This window comes from Marisediminicola sp. LYQ134, assembly GCF_046599635.1.
Classification (GTDB): domain Bacteria; phylum Actinomycetota; class Actinomycetes; order Actinomycetales; family Microbacteriaceae; genus Marisediminicola.
This window is the reverse complement of record NZ_JBKIWP010000001.1, coordinates 1303455-1327929: the sequence shown is the minus strand read 5'-3', so window position 1 is coordinate 1327929 and position 24475 is coordinate 1303455. Positions and strand designations below refer to the sequence as shown.

Sequence of the window (24475 nt, the reverse complement as noted above, 5' to 3'; positions counted from 1 at the left end):
AATGGGTGTATGAGAGCCATCTGGACAGGCGCGATCACGTTCGGCCTCGTCAACGTGCCCGTCAAGGTCTACAGCGCGACCGAGGACCACGACATCTCGCTGCACCAGGTGCACGATGCCGACGGCGGGCGCATCCGATACCAGCGCCGGTGCGAGATCTGCGGAAAGATCGTCGACTTCGAGCACATCGACAAGGCCTACGACGACGGCGAGCGCACCGTCGTGCTCACGAGCGACGACCTCTCGTCGATTCCGGTCGAGAAGAGCCGCGAGATCGACGTCGTCGAATTCGTGCCCTCGGACCAGCTCGACCCGATCATGTTCGATCGCAGCTACTTCCTCGAACCGCAGACGAACGCGGCCAAGGCGTACACGCTTCTGCGCCGCACCCTCGAAAAGACGGATCGCACCGCGATCGTGCACTTCGCGCTGCGGCAGAAGACGAGGCTCGGTGCCCTCCGCGTGCGCGGCGACGTGCTCATGCTTCAGTCGCTCCTCTGGGACGACGAAGTGCGCGAGGCATCCTTTCCCGCTCTCGACGAGCGCGTGCGCATCTCGTCGCGCGAACTCGAGATGTCGGAGTCGCTCGTCGAGAGCTTCGCCTCCGACTTCGAGCCCGACAGGTTCAGCGACGACTATCAGGAGCAGTTGCGCGAGCTCATCGACGCGAAACTCGACAAGGGGGAGGCTCTCGACACCGACGAGACTTTCGGCGAGGGCGACGAGGACTCCGGTGGGGAGGTGCTCGACCTCATGGAGGCGCTGAGGCGCAGCGTCGAGAGGAACCGCTCGGGAGGGTCGTCGTCGGCGCCCGCGGCGAAGCCCGCCGCGAAGAAATCGACGGCCAAGAGATCGACGGCGAAGAAGTCGACGGCGAAGAAGCCCGCCGCCGATAAATCGGCAGCGAAGAAGTCGACCGCCGCGACGAAGGCCGCGAAGAAGTCCCCCGCGAAGAAGTCCCCCGCGAAGAAGTCCGCGGCGAAGAAGCCCGCAGCGAAGAAGCCCTCGACGACGAAGTCCGCAGCGACGAAGCCGGCCGCGGTCCGCCAGGAGAAGAAGAGCGCCTGACGGCGTCAGCGCCCCGTCGACCGCCACAGGTGCAGCCCCGCGTAACTGCGCCAGGGGGCCCAGCGCTCGCCGTGGGCCGCGAGACCGCGCTCGGTGTCGGGTAGGCCGAGTTCGCCGGCGCTCTTGCGCATGATGAGGTCGCTCGAGAGCAGAATGTCGGGTGCCCCGAGCACGCGCATCGCGACGTATCCCGCGGTCCACGGTCCGATCCCGGGCATGGCGGTGAGGCGCGAGACGAGGTCGGGCGTCGACATCCCGACATCCACGGCGAGGTCGCCCGACGCGAGGGCGCGAGCGACTCCGAGGATCGTCGCGACCCGCGACGCCGGACCCCGGATGACCCCCTCGCCTCGCTCGGCGATGTCGGTCGCGGTCGGGAACAGCCCCGAGTCGCCGCACAGCTCGGCGCTCACGCGGCCCAGCACCGTCGTCGCGGCCGTGACCGACACCTGCTGACCGATGAGGGTGCGGAAGAGTGTCTCGTGCGCGTCGAATCCGCCGGGCAGACGCGTGCCCGGGCTCGCCGCGACCGACGGTGCGAGGGCGGCGTCGGCTCCGAGGGCGTCGTCGATCGCGACCGAGTCGGCGTCGAGATCGAACACGCGACGGATGCGGGCGACGAGCGTCGAGAGGTCGGCGACGTCGTCGAGGCGCGCGACACACGACACCGCGTCGTCTCCCGCGAGCGCGAGGGTGACGTGCGCCGTTCCCCGCGGAAGCCGCACCCGCCGGGCGAAGGTGCGATCGTCACCCGTTTCGACACCGCGGATGGCGTGCACGCTCAGAAATCGCAGGAGCCCCGCCCCGTCGAAGGGCGCGCGCGCGGGGAGGCGAAGCGTGATCGTCGTCGAGCCGGGGAGCCCAGCATCCGGCCGGGTTCCGCCGCCGGCGGCGCCGAGGCCTGCGTGGGGCTCGGTGCCCGGTGATCGACCGCCGCCGCCGGCTCGCCGCACCTCGCTCGGGGAGCGCCCGAACACGGCGACCATCGTGTCGTTGAACTGGCGCACACTCGTGAATCCCGCCGCGAACGCGACATCCGTCACGGCGAGGTCGGTCTCGACGAGAAGGGCGCGAGCCGACTGGGCGCGGTGGGCGCGCGCGATAGCGAGCGGACCCGCACCCAGTTCGCGATCGAGCACGCGCGTGAGGTGCCGCGGGGTGTAGCCGAGTCGAGCGGCGAGTCCGGGAACGCCGTCGCGATCGACCGTGCCGTCGGCGATGAGACGCATCGCGCGCGACGCGATGTCGTCTCCCAGATTCCACTCGGGAGAGCCGGGCACCGCGTCGGGCCCGCACCGTTTGCACGCGCGCAGGCCCGCCTCGTGTGCGCCCGCGACGGTGCGGTAGAACGCCACGTTGCGTCTCAGCGGTGTGATGGCGGGGCAGCTCGGTCGACAGTAGATGCCGGTCGAGTGCACCCCCGTGACGAACTGCCCGTCGAAGCGGGCGTCCCGCGAGGCCATCGCCGAGAATCGTGCCTCGAACCGCGGATCGCCGTCGCGCACGACGGCGTCGCTCGAATCCTCGTCATCCATGTCCGCACTCTCCCACGGCCACCCGGGAGCCGGTAGCGGAAAAGAGACATCGCTCCGAGGTGAAGCCCGCGCCTGCCCACCTAAACTGTGCCGGTGACGACGAACGGCGCTTCCGACGCGAGGGTGATCGTCGTGGGCAGCGCCAACACCGACACGGTGTTCTCCGTCGACCGGGCTCCGCGGCCCGGGGAGACGGTGCTCGCGGGCGCTGCGGCAGAGCACCCGGGCGGCAAGGGTCTCAACCAGGCCGTGGCCGCCGCGCGCGCGGGAGCGCGGGTCGCTTTCGTCGGTGCCCTCGGCCGCGACGAGCGGGGCGACGCGCTCGAGAGCGTCATGGCGGCCGACATGATCGACTCGACTCTCGTGCGGCGAACCGAGCACCCGACGGGCCAGGCTTTCATCGTCGTCGACGCGTCGGGCGAGAACTCGATCGTCGTCGCGTCGGGGGCGAACGCCACGGTCACCGCGCTCACGGATGCCGACGGTCGCGCGATCCGCGCGGCGCGCGTGCTCGTGCTGCAGCTCGAACTGCCGCTCGCCGCGGTCGAGGCGGCCGCTCGGGTCGCGTCGGCCGCGGGCACCCTCGTCGTGCTCAACGCGGCCCCCGCGATGGCGCTCGGGCCCGACACCCTCGAGTCGGTGGATGTGCTCGTGGTCAACGAGCACGAGGCCCTCGTGGTCAGCGGGCTCGACGACCTCGATCGGGCGGTCGCCGCGCTCTCGGCGCGAGTGCGGCGACTCGTCGTGACGCTCGGTTCGGCGGGGTCGGTTCTCGTCGACTCCGGCGTCGAGGTCGCGAGGATCGCGGCGCACCGGGTGAGCGTCGTCGACAGCACGGGGGCGGGTGACACGTTCTGCGGAGCGTTCGCCGCGGCGCTCGCCGAGGCCGACGTGACGCCTCAGCTCGACGTGTCCCCGCTGGATCTGGAGCGGGCGGCGCGATTCGCGACGGTTGCGGCGGCGCTCTCGGTGACGGTCGCCGGGGCCGTGCCCTCGATCCCCGCGCGGGCCGACATCCTCGAGGCGATGTCGTGACCTCGCCTGCGGAGCGCGCGCTCGACCGCTTGCGCGGCGCTCTCGGCGATGTCGTCGACGGCGGGGCGGTCGACTCGACCCCGGCGACCGTCGAGGCGATGCGCACCGACAAATCCGGGCACGACTCGGGTTCGACTCCCGTCGCCGTCGTGACCGCCCGCAGCATCGCCGACGTGCAGGAGACGCTGCGCATCGCGAGCGACCTCCGCATCGGGGTCGTCACGCGCGGGGCGGGAACGGGGCTCGCGGGCGGGGCGATCGCCGGCCGCGACGAGATCGTGCTGTCGACCCTCGCGCTCGACGACATCACCGACCTCTCGGTCGCCGACGAGACCGTGGTCGTCGGGCCCGGCATCATCAACGCTGAGCTCAATCGTCGGCTCGAACCCCACGGCCTCTGGTACGCCCCCGATCCGGCGAGCAAAGCGATCTCGACGATCGGCGGCAACATCGCGACGAACGCGGGTGGGTTGCTGTGTGCCAAATACGGCGTGACGCGCGAAGCGGTTCTCGGCCTCACGATCGTGCGGGCCGACGGCACCGTCATGACGCTCGGTCACCGCACCGTCAAAGGCGTCACGGGCCTCGACCTCACGGCCCTCGTCATCGGCTCGGAGGGCACCCTCGGTGTCATCGTCGACGCGACCCTCAAACTCCGTCCGCTCCCGACGGGCGTCGTCGCGACGATCGGGGCCTACTTCGCCGACATCGTCTCCGCGGCCGGCGCCGCGGCCGCCATCACCGCCGCCGGGCTCCGCCCCGCCGCCATGGAGCTGCTCGACTCCCTCGCGCTCGAGCACATCGGCGTCCACCTCGACCTCGAGCTCGGCGACCGCGGCCGCGCGTTCCTGCTCGTGCAGACGGATGGCGACGCGAGCGTGTCGGAGGCGGAGCGAGTGCTCGCGATCATCCGTTCCCTCGGCGGCGACGCGGACCTCACGACCGACCCCGAGGAGGGCGAGCGGTTGCTCGCGATCCGGCGGGCGTTCCACCCCGCGCTCGAGGCGCGGGGCACCGTGCTCATCGAAGACGTCGCGGTGCCGCGCAGCGCCCTTCCGCAGATGTTCGCGGCGATCGCGACCATCGGCGAGCGGTTCGCGCTCGATATCCCGACCGTCGCCCACGCGGGAGACGGCAACCTCCATCCCAACTTCCTCTTCGCGGGAGACGAGGTGCCCCCGCGCGTGTGGGAGGCGGCCCACGAGGTCTTCCGGGCGGCGCTCGACCTCGGTGGCACCCTCACGGGGGAGCACGGGGTCGGAGTGCTCAAGCGTCGCTGGCTCGCCGACGAGCTCGGAGACGACCAGGTGCGGCTGCAACACGACATCAAGAGGGTGTTCGACCCGCTCGGCATCCTGAACCCGGGCAAGCTGTTCCCCGCCGACATCCGGCACGCCGACATCCGGCCCGCCGATTCAGGCCATCCCGAAACCGAGGACCACTCGTGAGCCAATCGCACCCCTTCTCGCCCGTCGCCGCCAACCCCAGCCCCGTCGGCGGTGGCGGAGCCGAGGCGACGAGGCCCGCGCGAGGTGCGGACGCGGCCGTCGTCGTCGCCGTCGTGGCCCTCGCAGTGCTCGGGATCGTCGCTCTGCTCGTATCGGGGTATCTCGTGCTCTCGTTCGGGAGCGTCGCCGTGGCGATCGGCGCGGTGCTCGCGCTCGTGCCCCTCGCGCTCGTGCTGTGGGCGATCCGGTGGATCGACCGGTGGGAGCCCGAGCCGCGCCTCGCACTCGTGTGCGCGCTCCTGTGGGGAGCCGCCGCGGCCGTCGCGATCGCGCTCGTGTTCTCGTTCATCACCCAGATCGGTCAGGCGCTCCTCGGTGTCGGAACGAGCACGGGAACCCTCTTCCTCTCGAGCGTCGTGCAAGCGCCCATCGTCGAGGAGATCGCCAAGGGCATCGGCGTGCTCGCGCTCTTCTGGGTCGCCCGATCGCGATTCGACGGCCCCGTCGACGGTCTCGTGTACTCGTCCGTGGTCGCCGTCGGTTTCGCGTTCACCGAGAACATCCAGTACTTCGCCATGACCCTCACGACCGGGGACATCGTCACGGTCACCGAGATCTTCTTCCTCCGCGGAGTGCTCTCTCCGTTCGCGCACGTGATGTTCTCCGCTTTCATCGGGCTCGCGCTCGGTTTCGCTTCGCGTCGCACGGGAGCGCTCGGAGCCATCGGATATTTCGCGGTCGGACTCGTGCCGGCGATCCTCTTGCACGCGCTGTGGAACGGCGCGGCCTTCCTCGTCTCCAACTTCTACCTCTACTACGTGCTCGTGCAGGTGCCGCTCTTCGTTCTCGCGATCGTCGCGGTCGTCGCCGTGCGTCGACACGAGCGGAGGCTCACCGCGCAGCGCCTCGACGAATACGCGGCCGCCGGGTGGTTCACGGCGACCGAGGTCGGCTATCTCTCGAGCGAAGCGGGCCGCCGCGCCGCACGATCGTGGGCGGCACGTCACGGCGCGGGAGCCGCGTATCGCCGCTTCGAGAACAACGCCACGCGGCTCGCGTTCGCGCGGCAGCGCGTCATCACGAGCCGGGATCGACTCGCCGCGACGAAAGCCGAATCCGAGCTGCTCGCCCGGATCGTGGCCGATCGCACCGCGATCGCCGCTGTTCCGCCCCTGCCGGTGCCCGCGCGCTAGACCGCGGAGTGCCGACGCCTCGGCGCGCTCGGGTGGTCGAGCTCGCAGGGTGCGACGAGTAAGCTCGTGTGCCGGAAACAAGGGGTGTGAAACGTGGCGGAGACCGAACTCGAGCGCGAGCGTCAGTATGTCGCGGGACTCTACGCGCGCCTCGACGAGCTGCAGCGCGAGGCGATCGATCAGCTCACCCTCGTGCGTAGGCAAGACGTGGGCGGCGGGCACCAGAGCAGGTCGGAGCGCGACGCCTTCGCCCGCATCTACGAAGACCGCATCGTGCAGTTGCGCGAGGTCAACGAGCGGCTCGCGTTCGGGCGACTCGAGCTCGACGGCGGAGCGGATGTCGGCGGCGACCCCGAGCGCTCCTCGAACGGCTCCCTCGTGCGCTACATCGGCCGCCTCGGTCTGCGCGACGCCGACCTCCGCCCGCTGCTCCTCGACTGGCGCGTTCCCCAGGCGAGCGCCTTCTACCAGGCGACCGCGGCCAACCCCCTCGGCGCACGAGCGCGGCGGCACCTCATCTCGTCGGGGCGCGACATCGTGCGCATCGAAGACGAGGTCTTCGACCCCGAGCTGCTCCGCGAGGGCGGAGTCGAGTTGCAGGGCGAGGGAGCGCTGCTCTCGGCTCTGACCGCCGAGCGGACGGGGCGGATGTCCGACATCGTCGCGACGATCCAAGCCGAGCAGGACCGCATCATCCGCTCCGAACTGCAAGGGGTGCTCGTCGTGCAGGGCGGCCCGGGCACGGGCAAGACCGCCGTCGCGCTGCACCGCGCCGCCTACCTGCTCTACTCGCACCGCGATCGCCTGAAGAACTCGGGGGTGCTCATCGTCGGGCCCTCGGCGTCGTTCCTGCAGTACATCGAGTCGGTGCTCCCGTCGCTCGGCGAGACCGGGGTCGTGCTCTCGAGCGTCGGCGGGCTCTTCCCGGGAATCGAGGCGACCGCGGATGACTCGCCCGACGTCGCCGCGGTGAAAGGCTCGGCCGACATGGCCGCCGTGCTCTCGCGTGCCGTGGCGTCGCGTCAACGCGTGCCCGCGGCGCCGCAGGAGCTCGAGGTGAGCGGAGACAGGCTCGTGCTCGACCCGTCTCTCATCCAGTCGGCGATCCAGCGCGCGGCGCAGTCGCGCAAGCCCTACAACCAGGCGCGCGTGACCTTCGTGAAGAACGCTCTCGGGGCGCTCACCCGCCAGTGGGCCGATCAGCTGCGGGCGCAGGGCAACTCGGTCGACGAGTCCGACCACCCGATGCTGCGCGAAGACCTGCGCACCTCCTACGACGTGCGCGTGGCCCTGAACACCGCGTGGTTGCCGCTCACGCCCGAGAAGCTCGTGCGCGACCTCTTCGCGCGGCCCGCGTGGCTCGCCGAGCTGACCCCGGGGTGGACCGACGAGCGCCGTGCCCTGCTGCGCCGCGATCGCGACGCGCCGTTCACCGTGTCGGACGTCCCCCTGCTCGACGAGGCTGCCGAACTCCTCGGCACCTACGACGACGCCGACGCGGCGCAGAAGCGCGAGGCGAAACAGCAGCGCAAGCGCGACGTCGAGAACGCCGAGCGCGCGATCGAGAACATGGACGTGCAGGGCCTCGTCAACGCCGAGAGCCTCGCCGACAGCTTCGCCGAGGTCGCCCAGCGCGGCACGACCGCCGAGCGTGCCGCCGCCGACCGCTCGTGGACATACGGGCACATCGTCGTCGACGAAGCCCAGGAGCTCTCGCCCATGCAGTGGCGCGTGCTCTTGCGTCGGTGCCCCCTGCGCTCGTTCACGATCGTCGGCGACATCGCGCAAGCGTCGTCGGCGGCGGCATCCGGTTCGTGGGACGACGCCCTCGCGAGTCTCACCGGGGGCAAGGCCGGGGCGCACCGCTGGCGCCTCGAGGAGCTCACCGTCAACTACCGCACGCCGAGCCAGATCAGCGCGGTCGCCGAGCGCATGGCCATCGCGCACGGCCTGCCCGTGACGCCGTCGACAGCGGTGCGCGGCAGCGAGTGGCCCATCCGCGTGTCCGACGACGTCGTCGAAGCCGTCGAACACGATCGCGCCATCACGACGGTGGGAACACTCGCGGTCATCACGACGACGGATGCCGTCGCCGCGACCGCTGAGCGCCTCCGCGAGGTGTTCGGCGACGCGGTCGGTCGCGGGCCGGCCGGTCTGCTCACAGACATCGCGGTGCTCGGGCCCCACGACGCGAAGGGCCTCGAGTTCGATGCGGTCGTCGTCGTCGACCCCGACGCGATCATGCGCGACACCGATCGGGGAGCCGGTGCCCTCTACGTCGCGATGACGAGGCCGACCCAGAGGCTCACCCTCGTGTCGGCCGGGGCGCTCCCGGAGGGCATCGAGCCTCTCGGGTAGCGGTGCGAGACTGGGGCGATGCCCGACCCCCGTTCGCCCGACCCGCTCTCGCCCGACCTGCTCGACCGCATCCGGTCGCGCGCGGCGGCGCACGATCGCGACAACACCTTTCCGCACGACGACCTCGCCGATCTCGCCGGTGCGGGGTATCTCCGCGCCCTCGTTCCCGCCGGATTCGGCGGTCTCGGGCTGAGCCTGACCGACGTCGTGCGATCGCAAGCGGCGCTCGCGGGGGCCGCGCCCGCGACGGCGCTCGCCGTGGGCATGCACCTCATCTGGACGGGTGTCGCGCGCACACTGTGGGATGCCGGCGACCCCTCGCTCGAGTTCGTGCTGCGCGACGCCGGTGCCGGGGAGATCTTCGCGTTCGCCATCAGCGAGGCGGGCAACGATCTCTCCCTCTTCGGCAGCACGACCGTGGCCGAGCCGATGCCCGACGGCGCCTACGCGTTCACGGGTACCAAGATCTTCACGAGCCTCTCGCCCGTGTTCACGAGACTCGCGACCTTCGGCCTCGACTCGGTCTCGCCCGACGCCCCGAAGCTCGTGCACGCCGTTCTCGAGCGGGACGACGAACGCATCGTCTCGCTCGCAGACTGGGACACCGTGGGGATGCGCGCGACCCAGAGTCATACGACGAGGCTCGAGAGGGCACGAGCCGAACCCTCGCGCGTGCACCGGCGCCTCGACGCGGGCCCGAGTGCCGACCCGCTCGTCGTCGCGATCTTCCAGAACTTCGAGATCCTCGTCTCGGCCGTCTACGTCGGCATCGCCGAGCGAGCGCTCGACCTCGCCGTGCTCGCCGCGCGGTCCCGCGTCTCCGCTCGCTCGGGTCTCTCGAAAGACGCCGATCCGGCGACGCGGCGGAGGGTCGCGGTCGCCGCTCTCGAGATCGATGCGGTGCGGCCGAGACTCGAGTCTCTCGCGCGCGCCGTCGAGTCGTCTGCCGATCACGGTGACCAGTGGTTCCGCGCTCTCGTCGGCCTCAAGCTCGCCGCGACGACGGCCGCTCGCGCCGTCGTCGGCGAGGCGATCACGGTCGCCGGGGGAGCGGCGTTCGCGTCGGACCACGAATTGTCCCGGCTCTATCGCGACGTTCTCGCCGGCGGCTTCCACCCGAGCAACGACGACGCGGCCCTCTCGACCGTCGCGACCGCGGTGCTCGGACCCCCACCGACCTGATCATGCAGCGGCGCGCGGGCGGGCAGGGGAACCCGCTCGCACCCGCACGGCGAGCCCGGCGAAGAGGATGACGGCCGCCCCGCCGAGCAGGGTCGGCACGGTGATGTGCTCGCGCAGGATGGCGGCGGCCCACACGATGCTCAGCACGGGTTGCGCGAGCTGCACCTGGCTCACGTGCGCCATCGGCCCGATAGCCAGTCCGCGGTACCACGCGAAGAACCCCAGAAACATGCTCACGACAGCGAGGTAACCGAACGAGAGCCACTCCGCGGCGCCTCCCGTCGGGGGCTCGACGACGATCGAGACGGCCGTGAGCGCGGTCGTGAGAGGCGCCGCGAGCACGAGTGCCCACGACACCGTCTGCCACGCGCCGAGCTCGCGAGCGAGGAGGCCGCCCTCCGCGTAGCCGATCGCGGCGGCGAGCACGGCGGCGACGAGCGCGAGGTCGGACCACGAGGCGTGCCCGAGCCCGCCACCCTGCATCGACGCGAAGGTGATCGCCGCGACGGCGCCGAGCGCGGCGAAGACCCAGAACGAGCGGGAGGGATGTTCTCCCCCGCGCAGAACGGCGAGCGCTGCGGTCGCGGCGGGCAGCACCCCGATGACGACCGCTCCGTGGTTGGCCGACGACGAGACGAGAGCAAACGATGTCAGGAGGGGGAACCCGACGACGACTCCACTCGCGACGATGGCGAGCCTGACCCACTGCCTCGGCGAGGGTCTCGATTGGCGCGTGAGCGCGAGAGCCGCGGCCGCGAGCACCGCGGCGATGACCGCGCGGCCCGACCCGATGAAGAGCGGCGACATCGTCTCCACGGCGACGCGCGTGAACGGAACCGTGAAGGAGAACGCGGTGACGCCTGCGAGCCCCCAGAGCACCCCGGATCGCGAAGAGAACACTCGCGGCATATAAGGTGTAACGCTACTGTGTCCTGACATGGGCCACGATAGCACCGAGCGCATCACCGCCGACCTCACCCGTTGGGTCGCGGCCGCGGCGCCGGGGGCGCGCGTGCCGTCCAATCGCGCTCTCGTGGCGCGATACGGGGCGAGCCCCGTGACGGTGCAGAGAGTCATGAGCGACCTCGCGGGGCGCGGTCTCGTCGAGAGCCAGCCGGGGGTGGGCACCTTCGTTCGCGTGGTGAGGGCACGGCGCCCCGCCGACTACGGCTGGCAGACGAGTGCCCTTCCGGCATCCGAACACCGCGGCACCTCGGTCTCGTCGACCCAGACGACCCCCGCCCCCGACTCCATCGCGCTGCACTCGGGGTACCCCTCGCGCGAGCTGCTCCCGGAGAGACTCGTGCGCCAGGCGCTCGCGCGCGCCGCTCGAGCGCCGAACGCGCTCGAGCGGTCGCCCGCGGCAGGCCTCCCCGAACTCCGGGCGTGGTTCGCTCACGAAGTCGCGAGCGTCACCCCCGCGGGGCTCGGAGCGCCGACGGAGCGCGACGTGCTCATCGTCGGCGGCAGTCAGAGCGGGCTCAGCTCGATCTTCCGATCGGTCGTCGGCGTCGGTCGTCCCCTTCTCGTCGAGTCGCCGACCTACTGGGGAGCCATCCTCGCCGCGCGGCAGGCCGGGGTCGTCCTCGTGCCCGTCGCGACGGGCCCCGACGGTCCCGACCCCGACGCCGTCGCTCGCGCCCTCGACCTCACGGGTGCCCGAGCGTTCTACGCGCAACCGAACTTCGCCAACCCGACAGGGGGCCAGTGGACCGCGGAGCGCGCGACGGCGGTGCTCGACGTCGTGACGCAGCGGGGCGCGTTCGTGATCGAGGATGACTGGGCCCACGATCTCGGCATCGACGCGGAATCCCGCCCTCTCGTGGCGCACGACGACGCGGGTCGCGTCATCTACGTGCGGTCGCTGACGAAGAGCGTTTCTCCCGCCGTGCGTGTCGCGGCGATCATCGCGCGCGGCCCCGCGCGCGACCGCATCCTCGCCGACCGCGCCTCAGACTCGATGTATGTGAGCGCGGTGCTGCAGACCGCCGCGCTCGACGTCATCACGCAACCCGCGTGGCGCGCGCACGGGCGATCGGTGCGCGCGAAGCTCGCCGACCGCCGCGAAGCCCTCCTGGGGAGCGTGCTCGACACGATCCCGGCGGCGCACGTCGAACGGCGCCCGGTCGGCGGCTTCAACCTCTGGGTGCGGCTGCCCGACGGCACCGACGTCGACCAGCTCGCCGTCGAGTGTCGTGGGCGAGGAGTGGTCGTCGCCCCGGGCACCGAGTGGTTTCCCGCCGAACCGTCGGCACCGCACATCCGTCTCAACTACGCGGCGTCCGACCCCGCGCGCTTCGACGACGCCACCTCGGTGATCCGCGACGTTCTCGCCGCCCACGCGCGCTGACTCACGCTCGCGTGCTCCACGCCGGCGTGCTCCGCGCCCGCCCGCTCCGCGCTAGTCGACGACTTCCGGCCGCGGGAGGGGCGGATCGGCGGGCTCCCGGCGCCCGGTCCGCTGGGCCGCGGCTCCCGCGGCGACGACGAGCGCGATCCCGAGGCCCTGTGTGATCGTGAGGGTCTGCTGGAGGATGAGAAAGCCGAGGAGCACGCCGACGGCGGGTTCGAGGGCCATGAGCGTGCCGAAGGCCGTGGCCGTCATCCGTCGCAAGGCGATCATCTCGAGCGCGAACGGGATCACGGGGAGGAGGAGTGCCAACCCTGCCGCGGCGAGGAGCACCTCGACGGTGATGTGCCCGATCGACTGAGGAACCCCGAGGATCCCGGCGGTCGCGGCCGCGACCGGCACGGTGAGGGCGAGGGCGCTGATGCCCGTGAAACTGTCGCCCACGCGTTGCGTGAGCAGGATGTATCCGGCCCACCCGAGTGCCGCGAGCGCCGCGAACCCGACACCCAGGAGGTCGACGCGCCCGTGCCAGGGTTCGGTGACGAGAACGACCCCCGCGAGAGCCACGGCGGGGAACACGAGGGCGACCTTGCTCTGCGCGCGGATCGCGGCGACGGCGAGGGGCCCGAGGAATTCGATGGCGACCGCGGTGCCGAGCGGGATGCGGTCGATGGCAGAGAGGAAGGCGATCGTGACGAGCCCCGTCGTGACCCCGAGCGCGAGGATGGCGGGCATGTCGCGCCGTCGGAGGGAGGCGAACGACGGCCGCACGATCGCGATGAAGACGAGCGCCCCGATGCTCAGCCGCAACCAGGCCGTTCCGGCCGGTCCGACGGCGTCGATGACGCCGACCGAGAGGGCGGACCCGAGCTGCACCGACGAGATCGCGGCGATCGCGAGGGCCCACGGCGGAATCGCGCGGGAGACCGCCGCGCCGCGCGTCACGACGGCGCCCCGGGGTCGGACACCGCGAGGGAGAAGAGAGCGCGCTCCCCGTTCGGGTTGGCGTAGGCGTGCGGCACGTCGCCGGGGAACGCGACGGCGTCGCCCGCGGCGAGCGTCACCCGTCGGCCGTCTGCGGTGACCGTGATCGAGCCCTCGAGCACGTGGATGAGCTCCCGAGTCCCGGGGGAGTGGCTGTCGCTCTCGCGAACGTCTCCGGGCGCGAGCATCCACTCCCACAGCTCGGTGACGTCGTGGCTGCCGGCCGACGCGACGAGGCGCCCGTAGCCTCCCGCGGGGGTGCTCCACAGCGTCGGCGCGTCGCCGTCGCGCACGACGGAGAGCGTCTCGGCGCGAGGAGGTTCGACGAGAGCGGGCAGACCCACCCCGAGTGCGCCGGCGAGCCGCAGGAGTGTTCCGATGCTCGGGTTGGCGCTGCCCTGCTCGACGTTGACGAGCATCCGGCGACTGACTCCGGCGGAGGCCGCCACCTGATCGAGCGTGAGTCTCCTGGTCGTGCGGGCATCGCGAACGCGATCGCCGATGGCTCGAGCGAGCGCGTCGTTTCCGTCATCCATGAGTGCACGATAGTGCACTGTTAGTGCAGCGCGTGAACGTCGAGCGATCGGGGGCTCGCCCAGCCGGTGTGCGAGGTCTTGCGGCACCGAGTGGTTCTCCGGTGCCGCAAGACCTGCCCCCCAACACGCTCGCACCCCCCGGGCGACACGAGTCGGAGCCCTTCGGGTCGGTTCCGCTCCGTGGTGTTGAGAGGTATTCGGAGTCCTCGGCGAAACGGTTCGGTCCCGGTCCCGGTCTCGGTCGCGGGCCGAATCGCTCGTGCCGGCCCCCCGGTGACCGGGTGTGTCTCGCCGCGTCGGTTAGCGTTGCCCGATGACCACCTCTGCTCGCCGCTTCGTTCACGACCTCACCGAGGCCCACCACGACTTCCCCTCGGCCGGTGTGCTCTTCCGCGACCTCACCCCGGTGTTCGCGAGCGCCGCCGCCTTCGCCGCGGTGATCGACGAACTGAGCGACGGTGTGTCCGCACCGTCAGTCGGGGACCCGGCATCCGAGCCGATCGCGCGCGTCGACGCCATCGCCGGAGTCGAAGCGCGCGGCTTCCTGCTCGCGGCTGCTACGGCCTACAAGGTCGGCGCGGGGCTCCTCGCCTTGCGCAAGCCGGGCAAACTCCCCGGCGAACTGCTCGCCGAGACCTTCGACCTCGAATACGGCAGCGCGAGCCTCGAACTGCAACCCGGGCGTCTGCCCGCCGGTTCCCGCGTGCGCCTGCTCGACGACGTCCTCGCGACGGGCGGGACACTCCTCGCCGCCGTCCGGCTCCTCGAGCGCGCGGGATACGAGGTCGAGAGCATCGCCGTCGTCGTCGAGATCGACGGGCTCGGCGGCCGCGAGGTGCTCGACGGCTACCCGGTGTCGAGCATCACGACTCTGTGAGACAGCGGAGGGGAGCACAGGAGGGTACGTCGTCCCCCAAATTGGGGGATAGGTGATCCCGGCCCCACCCCCCATGATGGACATACGCAGGCGTCCGGGGGGATGTCTGCGAGTCATCCGGGGGGAAGACTGAATCACAGCGCCACGCCGCGCGAAGAGGGGCCGGGAACGGGGGTTTCCGGCCCCTCTCTTTTTCTGCGGTGAGGCCTCGCGCCCGCCTCGCCCCTCGCTCCAGCGCGCACTCACTCCACGGCGCTGGTCACTCCACGGCGCGCAACCTCATCCGTCGCGAGGGGTGCCCGTCGTCGAGTTCGACGATGGGGTCGAGCGACTGCACGAACTCCGTGAACGATTTGTACCCCAGTGCCCGCTCCTGGAAGGTCGGGTCCATGCGCAGCATCTGATTCTTCGTCGTTCCGCTCGCCTGCCACTCGTCGTCGGTCTTGGCGCGCCCGAGCTCGAGGGCTCGCACGAGGAGATCGGCGGCCGAGTCTTGCGCGCTCTTCGGCTTCGATCGTCTGCCGCTGCGTGACCGCGGTTCCCGCGTCGCGGGTTCGGCCGGCTCGGGCTCTTCGACCACCGGGTTCACCCCGGGCAGGGCGTCGTAGTCGGCGAACTCGTCGCACGCCCAGCCGAGGGCCTTGCTCGTCGACCCGGCGACGCCGATGCCCACGACGTAGCGACCGAGCTGCTTGCTGCGCTGAGCGAGCGCGACGTAGTCGGAATCTCCCGCGACGATCACGACGTGGGTGAGGTCGGGCAAGCGGAAGAGGTCTTCGACCACGTCGACGGCGAGTCGGATGTCTGCGCCGTTCTTCATCGAGGCCACCGTCGGGAAGAGCTGCACGAGGTCCACCGCGCGCTCGATGAGTTGGCGCCGGTAGCTCGCGTTGACGGTCGCCGACCAGTCGGCGTAGGCGCGGCTGATCGCGATCGTGCCGAACGACGACGCGAAATCGAGGATCGCCCCGAGGTCGACGGTCGCCTTCTCGAGTCGCTTGGTGACATCCGAATCGGGGTTCGCCGCCGGATCGAACGAGCGCGCCTTGTCGGTGTGGAACTGACCGCGCTTGCTGCGCTGGTCGTAGCGGGAGATCACGATGTTGTCGAAGTCGATGTAGACGGCGACGCGGGGATCAGTGGTTTCTGCCATTCGTGGTGCCTTCCGTTGCGGTGCACCCAGTCTGGTGCGTTAGTCGTCGTGGTTCAGGCCGCCGGGCGGCGTGGGGTCGGGTGGCGCGGGCTCGGGCCGTCGGCGATCGCGCGAGGGCGACACGGGGGTGGGGTCGCTGATCGCGCGCACCCGATCCACGAGTTCGCGCCACGGGCCTTCGACGCGCGTCTCGGGCAGCGTGATGCGGCGCCGGGAGACCCTGATGCGGTAGACGAACCGATCGACGCCGTCCTGCTCCGCCGGTCGCTCGCTCCACGGCAACGCCTCGACGAGGGCGAACCATTCGTCGCGGTCGACCAGTTCGTCGACCTCGACCGTCCACCGGGTCGCGAGGCCCGCGAACCCTCCCGTGCGGATGACCGTGATCTTCACGATCAGCAGCCTGTCACGCGTCGGTCCCCGCGACCACCCCCACGGTGCGCCACGCGGCGGTGACGGCCGTGTGCTCGGCCGAGCCCGAGCCGAATCGGGAGCCTGCGGCATCCGTCGTCGCGGAAGCGAACTGTGCGAACGTGCAGTCGGCGCGGATCGACCCCGCTGTGAGGGTGTCGTACCAGATGCGCCCCGCGCCCTCCCATGCCGGACCGCCGATCGCGGTGGCCGCGAGATGGAATGCGCGGTTCGGAATACCCGAGTTGAGGTGCACCCCTCCGTTGTCGTCGGTCGTGTCGATGTAGTCGTCCATCGAGGCGGGTTGCGGATCCGTTCCGAGAACGTCGTCGTCGAAAGCCGTACCCGGCGCGCTCATCGACCGCAGCGCCGCTCCCTGCACCCGGTCGGTGAAGAGCCCGGCGCCGATGAGCCAGCTCGCCTCGTCGGCATCCTGCCCGAGCACGCGCTGTTCGACGAGCGCGCCGAAGACGTCGGCGATCGACTCGTTGAGAGCGCCGGACTGCCCGCGATAGATGAGCCCCGCCGTGAACTCGATGACGCCGTGCGCGAGCTCGTGGCCGATAACGCTCAGCGACGCGGTGAACCTGCGGAACACGATGCCGTCGCCGTCGCCGAAGACCATGCGCTCGCCATCCCAGAACGCGTTGTCGTAGTCGCGCCCGAAGTGCACGGTGCCGTCGAGGGGAAAGCCCGCGTCGTCGATGGATGCTCGCCCGAACACGTCGGCGAAGAGCGCGTGGGTGTGGCCGAAACCGTCGTAGGCCTCGGTCACCGCGACGTCGTCGGTCTCGGAGTCGCCCTCGCGACGCACGACGACGCCGGGGAGGGTCTCGGCGTTCTGAGCGTCGGAGATCGTGCGGTCGGGCCTCTCGGCGCCGGGCGATCGGGCACCGGGCCGCGGTGCTCGCCCGCCCTCCGGCGACTCCCTCGTCTCGCGGAAGGGCGTGTCGATCGCGAGCGAGTGGCGAGCCGCGTCGATCGCGCGCGCGAGGGTCGGGTCGTCGAGGCCCGAGGCACGGAGGCCGGACAAGTGGACGAGGAGGTAGGGGGGAACGATGAAGCGGCGCATGCCCCGATGCTCGCACGAGCCGACGACAGCCCACCCGGAGACGCGCTCGAGTGGTCGCGGGGCCCCGCGGGTGAGCGCCGAGGTGCGCCGCGTCAAGCCCGCGGGCAGTTTCGGGCCGGGTGCTCGGTCGACTGCCAGACTGGGCCGATGGACACTCCAGATGTGACCGTCGTCGGATCGGGCCCCAACGGTATGGCGGCAGCCGTGACGATGGCACGCGCCGGGCTCTCCGTGCACGTCGTCGAGCGAGCGGCGACGATCGGCGGGGGAGCGCGAACGACCGAAGCCACCCTGCCGGGTTACCGCCACGATCGGGGCTCGGCGGTGCATCCGATGGCCCTCGCCTCGGGGTTCTTCCAGAAGTTCGACCTCGTCGATCGCATCGACCTCGTCACCCCCGAGCTCTCTTACGCCCACCCCCTCGATTCGGGGCGCGCGGGTCTCGCGTGGCACGACCTCGAGCGCACCGCTCGGGGGCTCGGCGTCGACGGCGGAGCGTGGCGCTCGCTCTTCGCCCCGCTCGTCGACCGGGTGCAGGAGGTCGCGCAGTTCAGCGGCTCGAGCATCCTCCAGGTGCCGAGGCACCCCCTCACTGTCGCGCTGTTCGGTCTCCGTGTCCTCGAGCAGGGTTCGGCGGCGTGGAACCTGCGTTTCCGGGGACTCGAGGCGCCCGCGCTGCTCGCCGGGGTCAACGCGCACTCGATCAAGCCCATGCCGACCCTCTCCACCGCCGCCGCGGGTCTCGTGCTCGCGACGCACGGCCACGCGAGAGGCTGGCCCGTTCCCGTCGGCGGGAGCCAGGCGATCATCGACGCGATGGCTCTCGACCTCATCGACCACGACGGTCGCATCACCACGGGGGTCGACGTCACCCACGTCGACGAGCTGCCGCGGTCGCGCGCGATCATCTTCGACACGAGCGCGAGGGCGATGAGTCGCATCGCCGCCTCGCGACTCCCCGACCGCTATCGGTCGCGCCTCGCGCGATTCACCTACGGCAACGGCGTGGCCAAAGTCGACTTCGCCCTCTCGGCGCCGGTGCCGTGGACGAACGAGCACGTGCGCGACGCGGGAACGGTGCACGTGGGGGGAGACCGGGCCGAGATCGCCGCGGGCGAAGCGGATGTCGCGGCGGGCCGTCATCCGTCGAGTCCCTACGTTCTCGTCTCGCAGCCGTCGTCGTTCGACCCGAGCCGCGCGCCGGAGGGCAAGCACGTTCTGTGGGCCTACACCCACGTTCCGCGCGGGTCGACGCGGGACATGACCGAGGCGGTCACCGCGCAGATCGAGCGCTTCGCCCCGGGGTTCCGCGACACGATCCTCGCCTCGCACCAGTCGAGCGCGATGGGCATGCAGGAGTACAACCCCAACTACATCGGCGGCGACATCGCGGCCGGCGACGCGAGCATCGGGCAGCTCATCGCGAGGCCCGTCGTCTCGCGCGACCCGTGGCGCACCCCCGCCGCGGGCATCTACCTCTGCTCGTCGTCGAGCCCGCCCGGCCCCGGCGTGCACGGCCTCGCCGGCTACTACGCCGCACGAAGCGCCCTCCGTGCGGAATTCGGTCTCACCCCACCACGACTCGGAAAGAACTGACATGGCTGCGAACTACATCGAACTGAAGTGCTCGCCTGACGACGTCTTCCGTGTGCTCGACGACGGGTGGCTCTACGCGAGCTGGGTCGTGGGCGCGAGCCGCATCCGCGACATCGACGACCGCTGGCCCGACCCGGGCACGAGCATCAGGCACTCGTTCGGGCTGTGGCCCGTGCTCATCGACGACGTGAGCTACTCGGTCGAGTGGGACCGCCCGCATCACGCGCTACTCCGCGCGCGAGGGTGGCCCATCGGCGAGGCACTCATCGCCATCGACGTCAAGCCTCGCGGCGACGGATGCATCGTGCGCATGTACGAGGACGCCGTGAAGGGCCCGGGGCTCCTCGTGCCCAAGCTCGTGCGCGACATCATCATCCACTTTCGCAACGGCGAGGCGATCAAGCGCCTCGGGCACCTCGCCGAGGGCTACGCGGGCCGCCACCCCGGGTGACATGGCGCGGCGGGGTCGGGCGCTGCCCGACCCCGCCATCCACCGCACCGGTCAGATGCTGCCGCCCGCGACGAGGATAGTCGCGCCCGTCGTGTAGCTCGCGTCGTCACTCGCGAGGTAGACGTAGGTCGAAGCGATCTCGGCGGGCTGACCCGGGCGACCGTAGGGAGTCTGGGCGCCGAACTCGCGCAATTGCTCGTCGTCTCCCGCGTCGGGCTGGAGGTTGGTCCAGAACGGTCCCGGGGCGACACTGTTGACGCGGATCCCCTTCGGCGCGAGCTGCTGCGCGAGGCCCTTCGTGAAGTTGACGATCGCGGCCTTCGTGCCGGCGTAGTCGAGCTTGTCGGGGGAAGGCTTCTCCGCCTGGATGCTGCTCGTCGTGATGATCGTGCCGCCCGCGGGGATGTGGGCGAGCGCGGCCTTCGAGAGCCAGAAGAGCGAGAACACGTTCGTCGCGAAGGTCTTCTCGATCTGGCCGGTCTCGAGCTCGAGGATGTCGTCGACGTTGTTCTGGTAGCCCGCGACCATCACGAGGGTGTCGAGCCCGCCGATCGCGGCGACCGTCTCGGCGACGGCGTCGTAGCACTCCTGCTCGTCGGACGCGTCGAGCTTGATGGCACGGCCCGTGCGGCCGGCCTTCTCGATCTGCTCGAGGGTGCCGTCGGCACCGGCCTGGTCGCTGTGGAAGGTGAACGCGACATCCGCTCCCTCGCGGGCCATGGCGATGGCGGCGGCACGACCGATTCCGGAGTTGCCTCCCGTGAGGAGCACTTTGCGGCCGTCGAGTCTGCCCCGCCCGACGTAGGTGTCTTCACCGTGATCGGGCGTGGGGTCGGGCTCGCCGTCGACGATCTGGAACGGCGGGCGCGGGTACTGGTCGAGGGGATTCTTCATGCTTCCAGTAGATCGATGCCGCGAGGGGAGCGGAACCCCCTTGCGCTCCCAGGTCGTGCCCGCGTCAGATGAGGCCGCGCACGAGCTCGTCGATGCTCACGCCGCGCTCGCGAGCGCGGCTCACGAGCCTGGCGTGCTCGTCGGCCGTGAGTTCGAGGGTGAGCGAGACCGGGGGAGTCTCGGCGTCATCGAGATCGAAGAGCCCGGGTTGCACCGGCGCGGCCACGGGCGCGGTGGCCACGGGTGCGGTGGCCGCGGGTGCGGCGGCCGCGGGTTCGAACTCGGGCTCGGGCGCGCTGTCACGCGAGATCTCGGGCGCCCCCGCTCGCCCGGCACCCGTGAGCCCGGCACCCGTGAATCCGGGTCCCGCGTCGGGAAGCCGACCGCGCTGAAAGGCTTCGGCTGCCCCTCGCGCCCGCTCGTCCGCCGCCTCGTTGAGCGGATGATTGGCGTGACCCTTGACCCACTCGAAACGGTAACGGCGCCCCGCGAGAGCGGCGTCGAGCTCCTTCAGGAGCTCGAGGTTGAGCACGGGTTTGCCGTCGCCCTTGCGCCACCCCTTGGCCTTCCAGCCCGTCATCCACTTCGTGACCGAGTTGATGACGTATTGGCTGTCGCACAGCACGAGGAGGTCGTCGTCGACGTGCGCCGTCGCGCGGAAGAGCTCGAGCACGGCCTTGAGCTCGCCCTGATTGTTGGTCGCGTGCTTCCACCCGCCGGCCCCCCAGCATCCGTCGTCGACGTACCACGCCCACCCGGCCGGACCGGGATTGCCGAGTGCTGAACCGTCTGCGGCGGCGGTGATCGTCACGAGAGACCTTTCGAAAGGGGGAATGGCGACGACCAGTCTCCCACCGCCGGGGAGGCGCACCGATCGGGGCGCTTCTCTAACGAATAGGCAACGACTCGATCCCCGCCGTGGCGGGCATCGAGGCCTCTCGAGAGCTCGACAGGGCGTCGAGAGAGGGGGTTGACGCGAAACGCCACGGTGTGCTCCCGCTAAGCTTTCGTCAGGTCTTACCGACCTCACCCGCCAAGGACGCGGTCCGCTCGAACCTCCACGGTTCGCCGGATCGTACGGTGCGGCCCTGATGGACGCGATCCCACGATCGGTCCGGCCTCTGGCTCTCGACGTGCTCAGCACCGAGTGGCCAGGAGAGCGATCACGGCCTACCCGTCTGCCACCAGTGAGTCTCCGCGCGACCGACACCGGTCGTCACGGCGCTACTCCGGAGCACACCACCGTGACCACACACCCCGCCCTGCGCGCCGAAGGACTGTTCAAAGTCTTCGGCCGACGTCCCTCCGACGCCGTCACCCGCCTCCGCGCCGGCGAGCCCCGCTCCGCCGTCGAGCACCTCGGCACCCCCGCGGTGATCGACGCGAGCTTCGACGTGCAGCCCGGTGAGATCTTCGTCGTCATGGGGCTCTCCGGGTCGGGCAAGTCGACGCTCATCCGCATGCTCAACGGCTTGCTCGAGCCCACGGCGGGAACCGTGACCATCGGGTCGTCGCGCATCACGGGAGTGCCGGCCAAGAAACTCCGCGAGGTGCGGCGCACCCAGGTGTCGATGGTCTTCCAGCATTTCGCTCTGCTGCCGCACCGCTCCGTGATCGACAACGTCGCCTACGGGCTCGAGATGCAGGGGATGGCGCGCGAAGCGCGACTCGCGAAGGCGCGCACGATCATCACCCTCGTCGGCCTCGACGGGTGGGCGGACAAGCTCCCCGAGCAGTTGTCGGGAGGGATGCAGCAGCGCGTGGGTCTGGCCCGCGCGCTCGCCGCCGACACCGACGTGCTCCTCATGGACGAGGCGTTCTCGGCGCTCGACCCGCTCATCAGGCGCGAGATGCAAGAGCAGCTCGTCGAGCTGCAGGCGAGCCTCGGCAAGACCATCATCTTCATCACCCACGACCTCAACGAGGCGATGTTCCTCGGTGATCGCATCGCCGTCATGCGCGACGGTCGCATCGTGCAGATCGGCACGCCCGAAGAGATCCTCACCGACCCGGCCAACGACTACGTCGCCCAGTTCGTCGGCGACGTCGATCGCGCTCGCGTGCTCACCGCCGCGAGCGTCATGGAGCCTGTTCCCTCCGGCGTCGAACCGGGTCCGGGGCCGAGAGTCTCGCCCGACACTCTCCTCGTCGATCTCGTCGACCCGTCGGTCGCGAGCGCTCGCCCGATCTCGGTCTGCGACGACGGCGGACGGTTGCTCGGCACAGTCTCGAGAGTGGGCCTCCTCGCCGCCCTCGGCAACGTCACGCCCGACGCGCGTGAGATGACACACACCCCGCAGTCCAGCGAACTCGAAGGAGCCGACCGGTGAACGACTTCCGCATCCCCCTGGGCTCGTGGGTCGAGTCGGGCATCGACTTCGTCACCGACACGTTCGGGTTCCTCTTCGACTTCATCCGCGTCGTGTTCGAGGGTGCATTCGACGCCGTCGCCTACCTGCTCGGCGAACCGCCGTTCTGGATCATCATCGCGGTGCTCGCCGTGCTCGCGCTCCTGACCCGAGGGTGGGTGTTCGCCGCGGGCACCGCTGTGGGCCTGCTGCTCATCGTGGGGGTCGACCAGTGGGACAACGCGATGGACACCCTCGCGCTCGTCCTCGTGGCGAGTGCCATCGCGATCATCATCAGCATCCCGCTCGGAATCCTCGCGGCCAAGTCGTCGTTCGCCTCCGGGGTGATCCGGCCGGTGCTCGACTTCATGCAGACGATGCCCGCGTTCGTCTACCTCATCCCCGCCCTCATCCTCTTCCGCATCGGTGTCGTCCCCGGCATCGTCGCGACGATCATCTTCGCGATGGCTCCCGGCGTCAGGCTCACCGAGCTCGGCATCCGCGGGGTCGACCGCGAGGTCGTCGAGGCGGGCCAGGCCTTCGGGTCCTCGCCGTGGCGCATCCTGCGGCAGATCCAGTTGCCCCTCGCGATGCCGACGATCATGGCCGGGATCAACCAGGTGATCATGCTCGCGCTCTCGATGGTCGTCATCGCCGGCATGGTCGGGGCCGGTGGGCTCGGGCAGGACGTCGTCGCGAGTCTCAACCGCATCGACATCGCCCTCGGGTTCGAAGCCGGGCTGGCCGTGGTAATCCTCGCGATCTTCCTCGATCGACTCACCGCGGCACTCGGCAAGGGCGATACGCCCCTCACGCGGATCCTCGCGTCGGGCAAGGGCCGCCGAACGACGTCCGCGGTCGAACCACTCGCCGAACCACTCGCCGACCCGGCTGCCGACCGTGCCGCCGAACCCGTCGGCGCGTCAGCACCGCGCTGACCCCCTCCACTCGCGGATGCATCCGTATCCGTGCGAACCGCGCGCTCGACTCTGCGCGCACCAACCGTCAACCCCCCGTCACCGTCACCCGGTGGCACGAAAGGAAGACACCTTGAGAAACCTCACCAAGACATCGATCGCCGCAGCAGCGGTCGGACTCCTCGCCCTCACCGGATGCACCGCGTCCGACGACACCGCGGGCGACGGCGGCGAAGACATGGACATCACCATCGCCGTCTTCAACGGCTGGGATGAAGGCGTCGCGACCTCGTGGCTGTGGGCCAACATCCTCGAAGACGAAGGCTACGACGTCGAGCTCGAATACGCCGACCCCGGCCCCGTCTTCACGGGTCTCGCGAGCGGTGACTCCGACTTCACGACGGATGTCTGGCTGCCGAACACCCACGAGAGCTACCTCGAGGAGTACGGCGACGACATCACCGACCTCGGCGCGTGGAACGAAGACTCCAAGCTGACCCTCGCGGTCAACGAGGACGCCCCGATCGACTCGATCGCGGAGCTCGCCGAGAACGCCGACCTCTTCGGCAACCGCATCGTCGGTATCGAGCCCGGCGCGGGTCTGACCGAGGCGATGGAAGAAGAGGTCATCCCCGGATACGGCCTCGAGGACATGGAGTTCCTCACCTCGTCGACCCCCGCGATGCTCAGTGAGCTGACCGCGGCGACCGACGCCGGCGAGAACATCGTCGTGACCCTGTGGGAGCCGCACCGCGCCTACGCGCAGTTCCCGGTCAAGAACCTCGAAGACCCCGAGGGTGCCCTCGGCGGAACCGAGAGCCTGCACACCTTCAGCAGCACCGACTTCCCCGAGTCGTCGCCGATCGCTGCGGGCTGGCTCGAGAACTTCGAGATGGACACCGACACGCTCTACTCGCTCGTCGACGCCATGTTCGTCGACTACGAGGGCGACGACTTCGAGCCCGTCGTCGACCAGTGGATCGAAGACAACCAGGAGTACGTCGACTCGCTCACGAGCTGAATCGACGCCTGAACGACAGAACCCCGCCGTGCGTGCACGGCGGGGT

Annotated in this window: 22 protein-coding genes; 13 read left to right on the top strand and 9 right to left on the bottom strand. The window is 70.5% G+C overall.

The window, feature by feature from the left end:
• The first annotated feature begins 9 nt into the window (after window positions 1-9).
• The gene (locus tag ACLHIH_RS06365) at window positions 10-1068 is read left to right on the top strand and encodes a Ku protein (protein ID WP_411315858.1); all 1059 of its coding nucleotides are present in this window, start codon (window positions 10-12) and stop codon (window positions 1066-1068) included.
• 5 nt (window positions 1069-1073) lie between these two features.
• Here ACLHIH_RS06365 and ACLHIH_RS06360 read toward each other — a convergent pair whose 3' ends face one another.
• A complete protein-coding gene (locus ACLHIH_RS06360; RefSeq protein ID WP_411315857.1) occupies window positions 1074-2603 on the bottom strand; it encodes an AlkA N-terminal domain-containing protein in 1530 nt (509 codons plus the stop codon).
• Between the two features lie 93 nt (window positions 2604-2696).
• On the opposite strand from ACLHIH_RS06360, the gene ACLHIH_RS06355 reads away from it, so the two are divergent.
• From ACLHIH_RS06355 to ACLHIH_RS06335, 5 genes are all read left to right on the top strand, one after another.
• A complete protein-coding gene (locus tag ACLHIH_RS06355) occupies window positions 2697-3638 on the top strand; it encodes a ribokinase (RefSeq protein ID WP_411315856.1) in 942 nt (313 codons plus the stop codon).
• A complete protein-coding gene (locus tag ACLHIH_RS06350) occupies window positions 3635-5086 on the top strand; it encodes an FAD-binding oxidoreductase (protein ID WP_411315855.1) in 1452 nt (483 codons plus the stop codon). The genes ACLHIH_RS06355 and ACLHIH_RS06350 overlap by 4 nt, the downstream gene beginning before the upstream one ends.
• Window positions 5083-6279 carry a PrsW family intramembrane metalloprotease gene (locus ACLHIH_RS06345; RefSeq protein WP_411315854.1) on the top strand — a complete coding sequence of 399 codons (1197 nt, stop codon included), beginning with the start codon at window positions 5083-5085 and terminating at the stop codon, window positions 6277-6279. The genes ACLHIH_RS06350 and ACLHIH_RS06345 overlap by 4 nt, the downstream gene beginning before the upstream one ends.
• Window positions 6280-6372: 93 nt before the next feature.
• Complete coding sequence (locus tag ACLHIH_RS06340) at window positions 6373-8637, top strand: HelD family protein (protein WP_411315853.1); 2265 nt, start codon at window positions 6373-6375, stop codon at window positions 8635-8637.
• An 18-nt stretch (window positions 8638-8655) separates the two neighbouring features.
• A complete protein-coding gene (locus ACLHIH_RS06335; protein ID WP_411315852.1) occupies window positions 8656-9819 on the top strand; it encodes an acyl-CoA dehydrogenase family protein in 1164 nt (387 codons plus the stop codon).
• On the opposite strand, the gene ACLHIH_RS06330 is transcribed toward ACLHIH_RS06335, so the two are convergent.
• Window positions 9820-10758, bottom strand: coding sequence for a DMT family transporter (locus ACLHIH_RS06330; protein WP_411315851.1), 939 nt, complete (start codon window positions 10756-10758; stop codon window positions 9820-9822).
• Between ACLHIH_RS06330 and ACLHIH_RS06325 the strand changes: the two genes are divergently transcribed.
• Complete coding sequence (locus tag ACLHIH_RS06325; RefSeq protein WP_411315850.1) at window positions 10757-12169, top strand: PLP-dependent aminotransferase family protein; 1413 nt, start codon at window positions 10757-10759, stop codon at window positions 12167-12169. The two genes, ACLHIH_RS06330 and ACLHIH_RS06325, sit on opposite strands and share 2 nt — an antisense overlap.
• A 51-nt stretch (window positions 12170-12220) precedes the next feature.
• Here ACLHIH_RS06325 and ACLHIH_RS06320 read toward each other — a convergent pair whose 3' ends face one another.
• Together ACLHIH_RS06320 and ACLHIH_RS06315 are read right to left on the bottom strand one after the other, a co-directional pair.
• A complete protein-coding gene (locus tag ACLHIH_RS06320; protein WP_411315849.1) occupies window positions 12221-13114 on the bottom strand; it encodes an EamA family transporter in 894 nt (297 codons plus the stop codon).
• Window positions 13111-13689, bottom strand: coding sequence for a helix-turn-helix domain-containing protein (locus ACLHIH_RS06315; protein ID WP_411315848.1), 579 nt, complete (start codon window positions 13687-13689; stop codon window positions 13111-13113). The genes ACLHIH_RS06320 and ACLHIH_RS06315 overlap by 4 nt, the downstream gene beginning before the upstream one ends.
• Window positions 13690-14002: 313 nt before the next feature.
• Here ACLHIH_RS06315 and ACLHIH_RS06310 point away from each other — a divergent pair, with 313 nt between their 5' ends.
• On the top strand, window positions 14003-14566 hold the full coding sequence (locus tag ACLHIH_RS06310) for an adenine phosphoribosyltransferase (RefSeq protein WP_411315847.1): 564 nt from the start codon (window positions 14003-14005) through the stop codon (window positions 14564-14566).
• Window positions 14567-14825: 259 nt separating this feature from the next.
• Here ACLHIH_RS06310 and ACLHIH_RS06305 read toward each other — a convergent pair whose 3' ends face one another.
• Genes ACLHIH_RS06305 through ACLHIH_RS06295 form a run of 3 tightly spaced genes read right to left on the bottom strand, consistent with a single transcriptional unit; the run spans window position 14826 to window position 17202 of the window.
• Window positions 14826-15719, bottom strand: coding sequence for an NYN domain-containing protein (locus tag ACLHIH_RS06305; protein ID WP_411315846.1), 894 nt, complete (start codon window positions 15717-15719; stop codon window positions 14826-14828).
• A gap of 39 nt (window positions 15720-15758) precedes the next feature.
• On the bottom strand, window positions 15759-16112 hold the full coding sequence (locus tag ACLHIH_RS06300; RefSeq protein ID WP_411315845.1) for a protealysin inhibitor emfourin: 354 nt from the start codon (window positions 16110-16112) through the stop codon (window positions 15759-15761).
• A gap of 13 nt (window positions 16113-16125) precedes the next feature.
• Window positions 16126-17202 (bottom strand): M4 family metallopeptidase, encoded by a 1077-nt coding sequence (locus ACLHIH_RS06295; protein WP_411315844.1) that lies wholly within the window; start codon window positions 17200-17202, stop codon window positions 16126-16128.
• A gap of 147 nt (window positions 17203-17349) precedes the next feature.
• Between ACLHIH_RS06295 and ACLHIH_RS06290 the strand changes: the two genes are divergently transcribed.
• Entirely contained in the window at window positions 17350-18798 is a 1449-nt protein-coding gene (locus ACLHIH_RS06290; protein ID WP_411315843.1) for a phytoene desaturase family protein, read from the top strand.
• Window position 18799: 1 nt separating this feature from the next.
• Window positions 18800-19249: an SRPBCC family protein gene (locus tag ACLHIH_RS06285; protein ID WP_411315842.1), complete on the top strand. Its 450-nt coding sequence runs from the start codon at window positions 18800-18802 to the stop codon at window positions 19247-19249.
• Between the two features lie 51 nt (window positions 19250-19300).
• Here the strand turns inward: ACLHIH_RS06285 and ACLHIH_RS06280 are convergent, their stop codons facing one another.
• Both ACLHIH_RS06280 and ACLHIH_RS06275 read right to left on the bottom strand, forming a co-directional pair.
• Window positions 19301-20143, bottom strand: coding sequence for an SDR family oxidoreductase (locus tag ACLHIH_RS06280; RefSeq protein ID WP_411315841.1), 843 nt, complete (start codon window positions 20141-20143; stop codon window positions 19301-19303).
• Between the two features lie 64 nt (window positions 20144-20207).
• Window positions 20208-20954, bottom strand: coding sequence for an RNase H family protein (locus ACLHIH_RS06275; RefSeq protein ID WP_411315840.1), 747 nt, complete (start codon window positions 20952-20954; stop codon window positions 20208-20210).
• A 433-nt stretch (window positions 20955-21387) separates the two neighbouring features.
• Between ACLHIH_RS06275 and ACLHIH_RS06270 the strand changes: the two genes are divergently transcribed.
• The 3 genes from ACLHIH_RS06270 (at window position 21388) to ACLHIH_RS06260 (ending at window position 24429) form a co-directional block, all read left to right on the top strand.
• The gene (locus ACLHIH_RS06270) at window positions 21388-22473 is read left to right on the top strand and encodes a quaternary amine ABC transporter ATP-binding protein (protein WP_411315839.1); all 1086 of its coding nucleotides are present in this window, start codon (window positions 21388-21390) and stop codon (window positions 22471-22473) included.
• Entirely contained in the window at window positions 22470-23429 is a 960-nt protein-coding gene (locus tag ACLHIH_RS06265) for an ABC transporter permease (protein ID WP_411315838.1), read from the top strand. The genes ACLHIH_RS06270 and ACLHIH_RS06265 overlap by 4 nt, the downstream gene beginning before the upstream one ends.
• A 112-nt stretch (window positions 23430-23541) precedes the next feature.
• A complete protein-coding gene (locus ACLHIH_RS06260) occupies window positions 23542-24429 on the top strand; it encodes a glycine betaine ABC transporter substrate-binding protein (RefSeq protein ID WP_411315837.1) in 888 nt (295 codons plus the stop codon).
• Window positions 24430-24475: the final 46 nt, after the last annotated feature.

Bases quoted from the DNA above. Each gene is read 5' to 3' on its own strand.
- ACLHIH_RS06290 (WP_411315843.1), top strand. From the start codon at position 17,350: ATGGACACTCCAGATGTGACCGTCGTCGGATCGGGCCCCAACGGTATG.
- ACLHIH_RS06360 (WP_411315857.1), bottom strand. From the start codon at position 2,603: ATGGATGACGAGGATTCGAGCGACGCCGTCGTGCGCGACGGCGATCCG.
- ACLHIH_RS06295 (WP_411315844.1), bottom strand. From the start codon at position 17,202: ATGCGCCGCTTCATCGTTCCCCCCTACCTCCTCGTCCACTTGTCCGGC.
- ACLHIH_RS06325 (WP_411315850.1), top strand. From the start codon at position 10,757: ATGGGCCACGATAGCACCGAGCGCATCACCGCCGACCTCACCCGTTGG.
- ACLHIH_RS06310 (WP_411315847.1), top strand. From the start codon at position 14,003: ATGACCACCTCTGCTCGCCGCTTCGTTCACGACCTCACCGAGGCCCAC.
- ACLHIH_RS06315 (WP_411315848.1), bottom strand. From the start codon at position 13,689: ATGGATGACGGAAACGACGCGCTCGCTCGAGCCATCGGCGATCGCGTT.
- ACLHIH_RS06280 (WP_411315841.1), bottom strand. From the start codon at position 20,143: ATGAAGAATCCCCTCGACCAGTACCCGCGCCCGCCGTTCCAGATCGTC.
- ACLHIH_RS06285 (WP_411315842.1), top strand. From the start codon at position 18,800: ATGGCTGCGAACTACATCGAACTGAAGTGCTCGCCTGACGACGTCTTC.
- ACLHIH_RS06305 (WP_411315846.1), bottom strand. From the start codon at position 15,719: ATGGCAGAAACCACTGATCCCCGCGTCGCCGTCTACATCGACTTCGAC.
- ACLHIH_RS06365 (WP_411315858.1), top strand. From the start codon at position 10: ATGAGAGCCATCTGGACAGGCGCGATCACGTTCGGCCTCGTCAACGTG.
- ACLHIH_RS06330 (WP_411315851.1), bottom strand. From the start codon at position 10,758: ATGTCAGGACACAGTAGCGTTACACCTTATATGCCGCGAGTGTTCTCT.
- ACLHIH_RS06335 (WP_411315852.1), top strand. From the start codon at position 8,656: ATGCCCGACCCCCGTTCGCCCGACCCGCTCTCGCCCGACCTGCTCGAC.